This is a genomic window from Gemella parahaemolysans, assembly GCF_053758945.1.
Genome location: NZ_JBSMTP010000006.1, coordinates 57,422 through 69,895, shown reverse-complemented (window position 1 = coordinate 69,895; position 12,474 = coordinate 57,422). Strand labels below are relative to the sequence as shown.

Below are 12,474 nucleotides of genomic sequence, written 5' to 3'. Positions count from 1 at the left end.
CTCTATTCTATGTGAATTTAATCTAATTGAATCATTGTTCCAATACGCTTTGGAGTAGCATTATCCAGTCTATATGAGAAAAATTTATCATTATCTCTTATCGTACAGAAATCAATAATTTTAATATTATCTTCTAGTATACCACATTTTTTCAACAATTCTTTATTCAATTTCCATAAATCTAAATAATATTTACCATCGATTTCTTTATAATAACCTTCTACTTCTAAAACGGCAAATTTCTCAATAAGATCATAAGAAACTTCATAATTAGCAACACTAACCGATGGACCTATAATGGTCTTAATATCTTCTACCTTACAATTATATTTATTTATCATGATATTTACCATTTCCCCGGCAATATTTCCGTATGTCCCTCTCCATCCTGCATGAGCCAAGGCTACTACACCCTGTTTTTTATCATAGAAAACAACAGGCACACAATCAGCTGTAAAAATCAACAATGGTGTATTTTTAAGATTAGTAATTAAACCATCCGCTTCTTCCCCATTTTCAGCAACATTATCTTCCGATTCAACAATACGAACATCTGCCCCGTGAACCTGAGTATTATAAACTATGTTATTATGGTTAAATCTATATTTAGCAGAGAAGTTTTTCATGTCCTCAATATTCTTCGCATCAACATTCCTATTAGTGAATGCTATTTTTACATTATCATCATTAATTAAATACCCATCAACTATTTCTTGCATAATGTCCTCCTAAATTAATACTAATAATATTATACACAAAATTAACGATTATGTCTCATTTCTCTGCTCTCTAGAAAATCATCTATCACAAAATTTTCTATGTCTATAATTTTTAAATTATCAAAAATAGGAATCTGAAAAATATCTATCTTTCAGACTCCTATCGGAACATTTATCTTATTATTCTACTAAATCTAAGTAAACTTTTTTACTAAATGTTGTTGAATTTAATACAGTACGGATTGCGTTAATCACTGTACCTTTTTTCCCTATAATACGCCCACAATCTTCTGGATGTACTGTTAAAATGTAGTGTTCACGTGCATTTTTAACGAATTTTTCGATTTTGATTTCATCTTTATGCTCAACAATTTCGCTAACAATACTATAAATTAATTCTTCCATGTCTCTCTCCTTATTTAGCTACGATATTAACTAATCTTCCAGGAACTACGATTACTTTCATAACTTGTTTTCCTTCGATTAATTCTTTCACTTCTTCATTAGCTAGAACGATTTGCTCTAATTCAGCTGGTGTTAGGTCTTTCTTAACATCTAATTTAGCTTTAACTTTACCCATAAGTTGAACTACGATTTCTACAGTGTCACTTACAAGTTTACTTTCGTCAAATGTTGGCCATGGTACGTATGAGATTGACTCGGTGTTACCATAGATTTCCCACATTTCTTCAGCAAGGTGAGGTGCAAATGGCGCAAGAAGTTGGATAAATCCTAACGCATATTTACGAGGAATGTATTCAGCTTTGTAACAGTCATTTACAAATACCATAAGTTGCGAAATAGCTGTGTTAAATCCAAGAATTTCAATATCTTCAGACACTTTCTTAACAGTGTAGTTGTAGCTCACTTCTAATTCTGCATTATCTTTATCTTGAACTTTGTCATTTACTTTACCAGTTTCTTCATCTACGAATAGACGGTATACTCTATCTAAGAAACGACGAGATCCATCTAGTCCATTTTCACTCCATGCAATAGAAGCATCCAATGGTCCCATGAACATTTCATAAACACGTAATGTATCAGCACCGTGAGATACAATAATATCATCTGGGTTAACTACATTACCTTTTGATTTAGACATTTTCTCCGGACGACCATCTTTACCTTCCGCAAGAATCATACCTTGGTTGAATAGTTTTTGGAATGGTTCGCGAGTCGGAACTAGACCTAAATCGTAAAGTACTTTGTGCCAGAAACGAGCATATAGTAAGTGAAGTACAGCGTGTTCCGCTCCACCGATATAAACATCTACAGGTAACCAGTATTTTAATTTTTCTGGATCAGCAAACATTTCATCATTGTGTGGATCAATGTAACGTAGGTAGTACCAACAAGAACCAGCCCATTGTGGCATTGTATTAGTTTCACGTTTACCCTTTTTACCAGTCTCAGGATCTACTACATTTAGCCACTCTTCGATATTCGCAAGTGGAGATTCTCCAGTTCCTGATGGTTTAATGTTGTCAGTTTCTGGAAGTAATAGTGGAAGTTCACTATCAGGTACTGTAGTCATAGTACCATCTTCCCAGTGGATAATTGGAATTGGTTCTCCCCAGTAACGTTGTCTTGAGAATAACCAATCACGTAGTTTATAAGTAACTTTACTACGTCCAACTTTATTTTCTTCTAAGAATTCAATAACTTTTGCAATAGCTTCTTCGTTGTTTAATCCATTGATGAAATCAGAGTTGATGTGTTTACCATCACCGTAGAACGGTACAACAACTTCACCATTATCTTCGATAACAGCCTTGATTGGTAGATTAAACTTAGTCGCAAATTCATAATCACGCTCATCATGTGCAGGAACAGCCATAACAGCCCCAGTTCCGTAGCTTGCAAGAACGTAGTCCGCAATCCAAAGTTCAACTTTTTCACCATTTACAGGGTTAATCGCATAAGCTCCTGTGAATACTCCTGTTTTATCTTTGTTAAGGTCTGTTCTTTCAAGGTCAGACTTACGTTTAACGATGTCAAGATACTCCTCAACAGCCGCTTTTTGTCCTTCTGTAACGATTTCTTCTACAAGTTTGTGTTCAGGTGCAAGCACACAGTAAGATACACCGAATACAGTGTCAGCACGTGTAGTGAATACTGTGAATACTTTATCAGTTCCTTCAATTTTGAAGTCAATCTCAGCACCAACAGATTTACCAATCCAGTTACGTTGCATAGCTTTAAGACTTTCTGGCCAATCAAGAATATCTAAATCAGCAAGAAGTTTTTCAGCGTAATCAGTAATTTTCAGTACCCATTGACGCATAGGACGACGCTCTACAGGGTGTCCTCCACGCTCAGATTTACCATCGATAACCTCTTCATTAGAAAGTACTGTCCCTAATGCTGGACACCAGTTTACAGGTACTTCATCAACATAAGCAAGTCCTTTTTCATAAAGTTTTTTAAAAATCCATTGTGTCCATTTGTAGTAGTTAGGATCTGTTGTATTTACTTCACGATCCCAATCATAAGAAAATCCTAATTCTTTAATTTGGCGACGGAACGTGTCGATATTAGTTTTAGTAAAGTCTCTTGGGTCATTACCAGTATCTAATGCATATTGTTCAGCAGGTAATCCGAATGCATCCCATCCCATTGGGTGAAGTACATTGTACCCATTTGCTCTTTTATATCTACTTAAGATATCAGTAGCTGTATACCCTTCTGGGTGACCAACGTGTAGCCCAGCTCCCGATGGATAAGGGAACATATCTAATGCATAAAATTTCTCTTTTGTATGATCATCTAATGTTTTGAATGTTTTATTTTCATCCCAATATTTTTGCCATTTTTTTTCTATAACTCTGTGGTTATATACCATAATTTAAGCACACTCCTTCGCTTTCAAGTTCTCTAATCTATAGTATACCAATTTTAGCGATTTTTAGCAACAACTGTTATAATTTAATACATAGAAATAAGGATACCCCACAGAAAATGATTTTTCAAATCAAAATCCCTGAGATATCCTCATTATTGTTTTAAAGTTAACTAAATAATAATCTTAGATTTATTTATAGTATTCTACAATTCCGTTAACAATACCATCAGCAAGTTTTTCTTGGTACTCATTAGTCTTAATTTTACTTACTTCCCATGGATTATCTATAAATCCTAGTTCAACTAGAATTGATGGTATAGATGTTTCACGAAGCACAGCAAATGATTCACTTTTGACACCTCTATCATATGCTCCCGTTTTATTTACTAAACTTTGTTGTATTTTCTGAGCTAATTTTCTACTCTTCTCCAATCTTTCTGGATTATTATGCTTATCCTTATTTATAGTAGGAATATAATTTGAGCGTTCCCTATAATAATAAGTTTCTATACCATACGCAGCCCCTCTACCTCCTGCATTGAAGTGAATACTTAAAAACATATCCGCATTAGACTTATTCGCTTGATCTGCACGGTTTACTAATCCTACATCTTTATCAGTATTTCTACTTGTTAATACTAAATAACCTAAAGAAGCAAGACGGCTACTCACTTTATTATATACACTAAGAGTTAAGTCTTTTTCTCTGACACCATTAGCGACTGCTCCTGTATCACTTCCACCATGCCCAGGATCTAAGAAAATAGCGCGTTTAGTGTTTTTGCTATCTTCTTTAATATTTTCATATTTACCATTTACAAAATGATGATCTCCTGCATTATCTTTTCCATACCCTGTAAATTTCTTACCATTCTGGAAGAAGAACCAATCTGTTCCATCATCATACCACCAGTTTGCTACTTTTCCATTTACATAATACACTCCATTCACATATCCTGTTGTTGGAACTTTTTTCTCTTCTCCATATTTCCCATTCACAAAGTAATGTATTCCAGCATTATCTTTTCCATATCCTGTAAATTTCTTACCATTCTGGAAGAAGAACCAATCTGTTCCATCATCATACCACCAGTCTGCTACTTTTCCGTTTACATAATACACTCCATTCACATATCCTGTTGTTGGAACTTTTTTCTCTTCTCCATATTTCCCATTTACAAAGTAATGTGTTCCTGCGTTATCTTTTCCATATCCTGTAAATTTCTTACCATTTTGGAAGAAGAACCAATCTGTTCCATCATCATACCACCAGTTTGCTACTTTTCCGTTTACATAATACACTCCATTCACATATCCTGTTGTTGGAACTTTTTTCTCTTCTCCATATTTCCCATTTACAAAGTAATGTGTTCCTGCGTTATCTTTTCCATACCCTGTAAATTTCTTACCATTTTGGAAAAAATACCACCCTGTTCCATCATTGTACCACCAGTTAGCAGGTTGGTTATTATGATAAAAAGTTTCCCCTTTATATTCAGAAGCATATACATAATCATTAACTACTTCACTAGCCACGATTGGTGTAGCTAACACCATTAATAAACTTAATCCTAATTTAACTTTATTCTTTTTCATAAAATATTCCTTTAACTCCTATTCTAAAAATAAATACATATTTTACTATTTTAATATAAATTTAATACTTTTTCAAAGAAATACCTTGACTGTAACATAATCTTAATATTATTCACATATTTATTGACACTCTACCTTACTTCCTATAAAATGAATATATAAAATTATAGGAAGGACTCGTTTTTTAACGAGAAAATTACACTATGACTGAAAAAATACTAGTAACTGGTGGAGCTGGATTTATCGGGTCTCACACTTGTATAGAATTATTAAACAATGGAAATGAAGTAGTTGTCATTGATAACTTATATAATGCAAACAAAAAGAGTTTAGACGTTGTAGAAAGAGTAACTGGAAAAAAAGTAACGTTCTACGAAGCTGATATTCGTGATGAAGCTAAATTAGACGAAATTTTTGGAAAAGAAGGAAACATCTATGGTGTTATTCACTTCGCTGGATTAAAAGCTGTAGGTGAATCTTGCCAATTACCTTTAAAATACTACGATAACAACGTAGCAGGAACTACAACACTATGCCGCGTTATGGAAAAGCACAACTGTAAGAACATCATCTTCAGTTCTTCAGCTACAGTATACGGAGATCCTCACGCATTACCAATTAAAGAAGATTTCCCATTATCTGTAACTAACCCATACGGACGTACTAAACTAATCTTAGAAGAAATTTTAGGAGATATTTACACAGCTGATAATGAATGGAATGTAGTATTACTTCGTTACTTCAATCCAATCGGAGCTCATGAATGTGGAGATATCGGAGAAGACCCAACAGGAATTCCAAACAACCTACTTCCATACGTTATGCAAGTAGCTGTTGGTAAATTAGAAAAAGTTAATGTCTTCGGTAATGACTTCGATACACACGATGGTACTGGAGTACGTGACTATATCCACGTAGTAGACTTAGCTCGCGGTCACGTAGCTGCCCTTAAAAAATTAGAAAAAGGTAGTGGACTAACTAAATACAACTTAGGAACAGGCGTAGGATACTCAGTACTAGATATTATTAAGAGTGCTTCTGCTGCTGTTGGTCGTGACTTACCTTACGTTATTGCTCCACGTCGTGCGGGAGATATCGCTGCATGTTATGCAGATGCTTCAAAAGCTAAAGAAGAACTTGGTTGGGAAGCACAGTACGACGTAAAACGTATGTGTGAAGACTCTTGGAGATGGCAAAGTAAACATCCAAATGGATTCGCTGACTAATAAAGATTTTTTTAAAATATTATAAGTACATTTGGTGATAGAAATTTTTTTCTATCACCAAAATTTATTACACAACCATAAAAGCAAGATTGTGAAAACTTCACAATCTTGCTTTTATCACTAACTATATCCTAATCATATAATTAAATATATTAATACCTCGGGCTTCCATATCCTTTAATATATCTAGAATCCCAATTATACGTTTTTCTATTTACTCTTGTTTTTGCAGTACTTCCTGCGTATAACGATGAATTTCCTTCAATTGTCGTAATCACTCCATTATTTACAGATTCAACAATACCAATATGGTCTGCAAGACCTCCACCGTCCCAGTCAAATGTAACAATATCTCCTTGTTTCGGATAAGACTTACCTTTCCAAATACCTTTTCTCTCCATTATTCCTATATGACGTTGAACCCCACATTCTCTACCAATAAGATTACTTAATCCAGCTTGTTGGAACACAGTAGTTACAAAAATATCACACCAATCATCATCATAATTAGCCGTGTAGCCTAGTGGTTTTGGATTAACAGAATTATATGCATCGACTATTTTTTTATGTTCACTAGAGCCAGTTTCTACACCTAAGTAGCTACGAGCAATATCTAAAACTTTTTGTAAATTAGTTTGCTGATATTTACCATTTATAAAATAATGAGAACCTGCATTATCTTTTCCATATCCTGTTAACTTTTTACCATTTTGGAAGAAATACCAATCTTTTCCATCATTATGCCACCAATTTGCATACTTACCATTTTGGAAATAATGTTCTCCTGTACTATCTTTTCCATATCCTGTTAACTTTCTACCATTTTGGAAGAAATACCAATCTTTTCCATCATTATACCACCAATTTGCATACTTACCATTTTGGAAATAATGTTCTCCTGTATTATCCTTTCCATATCCTATTAATTTCTTACCATTTTGGAAGAAATACCAATCTTTTCCATCTTCATACCACCAATTTGCTGGTTTATTATTAATATAATATAATCCATTCAAATACCTTCTTGTTGGGACTTCCTTTCCATCTTTATATTCTTTATCCCCTATTTTTCCATTCGCATACTTCCCATCTACAAAATAATGTACTCCTGCATCATCTTTTCCTTGTCCTGTTAATTTCTTACCATTTTGGAAGAAATACCAATCTTTTCCATCTTCATACCACCAATTTGCTAGTTTGCTATTTACATAATATAATTCATTAAAATATCCTCTTATTGGTACTTTATTCTCTACAGCAACTTCTTTTCCATTTTTATACTCTTTATTTCCTACTTTTCCATTTGCATACTTTCCATTTATAAAATAGTGTACTCCTGCATTGTCTTTTCCTTGCCCTGTTAATTTCTTACCATTTTGAAAGAAATACCAATCTTTTCCATCATTATACCACCAATTTGCTGGTTTACTATTATAATAGAAAACATTACCTCTATACTCTGCTTGTACTTCACTATTTACTACCCCGTTTACAAAGATTGGTGTAGTTAATACAGTTAATACTCCTAATCCTAATTTTAATTTATTTTTTCTCATAAATAATTCCTACTCCTCACTAAGCTCTAATTAAATTCACGCATTTTTTATTATATCATCTAGATATATTTATTAACATTACAAGTTGATTACAAATATAGACACACTCAATGTAATTATCATTTTTTCATTCTATTCAAAAATTCATTTAATCCTATCATTCCCGAAACAATAAATATTGGAACGTAGGTATATAAATACCTTGCTCTAGCTTCAAAAATAGATTCAAAAATAAACAACCCTATTAAAGATAATAATACGACTCTCATACTATTATCCATATTTTTTCTTTTAATAAATATAGTTAAAGGCTGTATTGATAATATAATCAACCATGCTCCTTGAACAATATACTTAAATATACTATTATTACTTCCAGATTCATAATAGATGTTTCGTATACTATTCACTATTTTATTTTTCTTTTCATAAATTTCAAGATAAAAATTTCCTTCCAAACTCCAGGCGAACGTCCCATCATTATAGTTATTTAATGTTTTTTTTATTTGATGTTTTAGTAAACCAATCTTTCCATATTCTCTAACTCTTTCTTTTATTACTTCTATATTCTCTTCTCTTCTTTCATTTTTATATTTTGACAACTTACTTTCATTGACATCATCCCATAAGTATCCTCCATCTGTCTTATTATTCAATCCCATTTTAATAAAATGCATATAAGACATCTCTGATTCTTCATCTATTTTTATATTTACATCAGATATAAAATTATTAATAAGAAAAAAGCTAATCAATATTGACAGTAGTCCAATAAAAATATTTTTTATTGTTTCTTTAAAATATAGTTTTTTTAAATATAAGATAGAAATTATTATTACAGAAATAAATAAAATAGTTGTTTGAGGCTTCAACATATATCCCAACACTCCTAAAAAAGAGATACAAACTATTCTAATATACTTTAATTTTCTATCTTCTAAACCTAAATATAAATATAGTATTAATACTGGAATAATTAGTGCAATAGAATCTGAATATGGAATGCTCGTCCATGGAGATAATCCTACTAGTAATACATAAAAAACATAACCAAACACTGATAAATTTATATTTTGAGTTATCTTTTTAATCGCATTAAATACTAAAAAGCCTGTAAGAACATTTAAAAATGCCTGTAAAACTAGTATTATAAAATATGAAAAATCACCTATTTCTATAATCTTACACAAAAGTATTATTTTTGAGAGTAATACTGTTATAAATAAATTATTAGGGTAATATGAGAAATAATTAATGGCCCCGTCAGGCAGTGGTAAATGTTCTGATAATGTATACGCTCCTTCCACTACCATAAAACTATCCCAACCTGTTCTAAAATAATAACTATATATCAATAGAGTTTGAACAATAAAGAAGAAAATAAAAATTAAAACCATCCAAATAGTAGTATTAATTCTTAACGATTTTCTAATAGTATTACTAAAAATAAATATCATCTTTAAAATTAATCCAAAAATAAAACAAGTTAGTAAAAATATATAAATATTTGATTTTGATATATCTAATTTATACGCATAATCCCAATATGCTCCGCCTATTAAGCATATTATGAAAATTATACTACTCATCGATACAAACGAATATCTCAATATATCATCTTTATACCTATTCATCATCTCCTCCTAAATTATTATATTCCTTCTTCCACTTAACCCCTTTAACTAATCCAACCAAAGTTCCTAAACCGTAGCTGAAGTGTACTAAGAATAGTAATACTGGAATCAGCAACAGCGTTACGTTGAACTTATTATTAATAATAGTCATCAAAGTAACAAGAATCGTAAACAATCCATAAGACACCGCCAAAAGAACAGCAAATAACTTTGTCAATGGTAACATCAACATACTAAAGATTATTCCTAAGACAAATAAAAAAGGAACAAAATGGAAGATAGAGAAAGCCTTAGGGTAAACATGACTCACCTTACCAATCCAATAACCATTAGAGTATTTCTGTTTTAGCATTCTATTTACTGTCGGTCTAGTATACTGATATGATAGTATGTCATTACTATAACGAATCTTATAACCATTTTTTCTAATTCGATAATGTAATTCATTATCCTCCACACGACCCACTTTTTCATCCAACAATCCAATCTTATCAAATATTTCCTTTTTATACATTCCTTGGAAAACTGAACTTACATATTGTTTTGAAGTCTGTTTACGATAATTCGCTATTCCACTACCGAACATATTTTCTTCCACTAATAATAACGTTTTACTTAGATTATCTTCATTCTCGATAATATTTGGACGCGGTCCTCCACAAACATCTTCTCCGCTTTCAATAACTTTAACATTATTTTCAATGAAATTCTCAGTAATATGTGAGTGGCAATCCACCTTAAGTATACATTCTCCTCTTGCTGCTTTTATACCTACATTCATACCAGCAGATAATATTACTTTAGGATTTTTCAGCAATACTATATCATAAAAATCATGGTTACTGCCTTTAAAATTCTCTAATATTTTCCAACTTTTATCTGTTGACATCCCGTCTATAAAAATTAATTCTATCTTACTATGATTATATGTCTGATTTTTAAAATCTTCTATTAATCTTGGTAAAAATTTTTCCTCATTTAAAAGCCCAATTACAACCGAAACTAACATAATTATCTCCTTTACCAAAAAGAAAGCTAGATTAAAATACTAACCTAGCTGTATCCTTTTTCTATCTATCTTTTCTTCCTAATTTTTCATTTGCATTAAACATCAAACTCGCAATAGATTCTCCCCAATACGGTGCAGTTGCATAATTAACATTCATACCACCTGCTTTATTACCTAAATATGCTCCATTAGCGGGATATCCTGAATTATGCAGATATCTATTATTAATCCAACGTGCAGCCCCCATAATACCACTATCAACATTATCAAACTTAGTTGCAGAAGTATATGGCGTATCATCATACGCGCTTATGCCAAAAAAGTTATTTTTATCTCTAGCTATTTTACTTCTTCCCCATGCACTTTCCAGAGCACTGTGCGCTACTAAGTATAACGCATTTACACCATATTTTTTCTCAGCAGCTTTAAATGTTTCACCTTTTCCTGCTAATCTACTATCACTAGCCCCCATCAAATTATACAATCTATTAATATCAGAAGCTGTATAGTTTGTTTTGGATTTTAAATTAGAGAATTGGAATGGATGATCTAATTTAAACGTTCCAAAATTGATGCCATCTGCAGAGTAATATGACTTACCTACTTGCATATTTTTATTATGATAAGCAACCATCACCTTAGCATATGGAGAATATCTATGATATACATATCTTCCATCACTCACATAATCTGGGATAAAAGTATCACTATGGCTAACTGCAATCACTTGACTTGGATTAACATAACCAGTAAGTCCTGCTACTTGGACAGGGATTCTACCATTTACAGAAACTCTATTATCTCTAAATAGTACAGTATCTTTAGAAACATGAGACAAGATACGACCATTTGCATCATATACCGGTATATATAATGCTGTTACTTTATAATAGCCCGAATAACTATTATTATCATTTTTTTGATACTTTCCATTTACAAAGTAATGTGAACCTGCATTATCTTTTCCATAACCTGTTAGTTTTTGTCCATTTTGGAAGAAATACCAATCTTGACCTTCACTATGCCACCAATTTGCATACTTACCATTTACAAAATAATGTGTTCCCTTATTATCTTTTCCATATCCTGTTAGTTTTTGTCCATTTTGGAAGAAATACCAATCTTGGCCTTCACTATACCACCAATTTGCATACTTACCATTTACAAAATAATGTGTTCCCTTATTATCTTTTCCATATCCTGTTAATTTTTTCCCATTTTGGAAGAAATACCAATCTTGGCCTTCACTATACCACCAATTTGCATACTTACCATTTACAAAATAATGCGTTCCCTTATTATCTTTCCCATAACCTGTTAATTTTCTTCCATTTTGGAAAAAATACCATTCTTGACCATCATTATACCACCAATTCGCTGGTTTACTATCTACATAGTATACTCCATTCGCATAACCTCTTATTGGTACTTTGTTCTCTACAGAAACTTCTTTCCCATCTTTATAATCTTTATTCCCTATTTTTCCATTCGCATATTTTCCATTTACAAAATAATGTGTTCCCGCGCCATCTTTTCCATATCCTGTTAGCTTCTTACCGTTTTGAAAAAAATACCACGCTTGTCCGTCATTGTACCACCAGTTCGCATATTTCCCATTATAAAAATAGTGTGTTCCGGTATTATCTTTTCCATATCCTGTTAACTTCTTGCCATTTTTGAAAAAATACCAATCTTTCCCATCACTATACCACCAGTCTGCTGGTTTGTTATTATTATAGAATATAGATCCTCTATACTCTGCATTTACTTCACTACTTAATAATTCATTTACCGCTATCGGTGTAGCTAGCACCGTTAAAATTCCGAATCCTATTTTAAATTTATTCACTCTCATAATATTACCATATTCAAATCCTTTTTATTAATAT

General features: G+C 32.1%; 9 protein-coding genes. 1 reads left to right on the top strand and 8 read right to left on the bottom strand.

Features of this window, described 5'->3' with window-relative positions:
- Nucleotides 1-17: 17 nt before the first annotated feature.
- The 4 genes from pgeF to ACWOBP_RS05255 all read right to left on the bottom strand — a co-directional run bounded on the left by pgeF (nucleotide 18) and on the right by ACWOBP_RS05255 (nucleotide 5,160).
- The gene (gene pgeF, locus ACWOBP_RS05270; RefSeq protein WP_455337794.1) at nucleotides 18-719 is read right to left on the bottom strand and encodes a peptidoglycan editing factor PgeF; all 702 of its coding nucleotides are present in this window, start codon (nucleotides 717-719) and stop codon (nucleotides 18-20) included.
- A 180-nt stretch (nucleotides 720-899) separates the two neighbouring features.
- Nucleotides 900-1,124 carry a KH domain-containing protein gene (locus ACWOBP_RS05265; RefSeq protein WP_003144479.1) on the bottom strand — a complete coding sequence of 75 codons (225 nt, stop codon included), beginning with the start codon at nucleotides 1,122-1,124 and terminating at the stop codon, nucleotides 900-902.
- 10 nt (nucleotides 1,125-1,134) lie between these two features.
- Entirely contained in the window at nucleotides 1,135-3,564 is a 2,430-nt protein-coding gene (leuS, locus tag ACWOBP_RS05260; RefSeq protein ID WP_455337793.1) for a leucine--tRNA ligase, read from the bottom strand.
- A gap of 189 nt (nucleotides 3,565-3,753) precedes the next feature.
- The gene (locus ACWOBP_RS05255) at nucleotides 3,754-5,160 is read right to left on the bottom strand and encodes an N-acetylmuramoyl-L-alanine amidase (protein WP_455337792.1); all 1,407 of its coding nucleotides are present in this window, start codon (nucleotides 5,158-5,160) and stop codon (nucleotides 3,754-3,756) included.
- Nucleotides 5,161-5,363: 203 nt separating this feature from the next.
- Here ACWOBP_RS05255 and galE point away from each other — a divergent pair, with 203 nt between their 5' ends.
- On the top strand, nucleotides 5,364-6,386 hold the full coding sequence (gene galE, locus ACWOBP_RS05250) for a UDP-glucose 4-epimerase GalE (RefSeq protein WP_455337791.1): 1,023 nt from the start codon (nucleotides 5,364-5,366) through the stop codon (nucleotides 6,384-6,386).
- Between the two features lie 152 nt (nucleotides 6,387-6,538).
- Here the strand turns inward: galE and ACWOBP_RS05245 are convergent, their stop codons facing one another.
- The 4 genes from ACWOBP_RS05245 to ACWOBP_RS05230 form a co-directional block, all read right to left on the bottom strand.
- Nucleotides 6,539-7,942 (bottom strand): CHAP domain-containing protein, encoded by a 1,404-nt coding sequence (locus ACWOBP_RS05245; RefSeq protein ID WP_455337790.1) that lies wholly within the window; start codon nucleotides 7,940-7,942, stop codon nucleotides 6,539-6,541.
- A gap of 119 nt (nucleotides 7,943-8,061) precedes the next feature.
- Nucleotides 8,062-9,576 carry a hypothetical protein gene (locus ACWOBP_RS05240; RefSeq protein WP_455337789.1) on the bottom strand — a complete coding sequence of 505 codons (1,515 nt, stop codon included), beginning with the start codon at nucleotides 9,574-9,576 and terminating at the stop codon, nucleotides 8,062-8,064.
- Complete coding sequence (locus tag ACWOBP_RS05235; protein WP_455337788.1) at nucleotides 9,569-10,585, bottom strand: glycosyltransferase family 2 protein; 1,017 nt, start codon at nucleotides 10,583-10,585, stop codon at nucleotides 9,569-9,571. Before ACWOBP_RS05235 ends, ACWOBP_RS05240 begins: the two co-directional genes overlap by 8 nt.
- Nucleotides 10,586-10,646: 61 nt before the next feature.
- Nucleotides 10,647-12,434 carry a glucosaminidase domain-containing protein gene (locus ACWOBP_RS05230; protein WP_455337787.1) on the bottom strand — a complete coding sequence of 596 codons (1,788 nt, stop codon included), beginning with the start codon at nucleotides 12,432-12,434 and terminating at the stop codon, nucleotides 10,647-10,649.
- Nucleotides 12,435-12,474 lie beyond the last annotated feature (40 nt).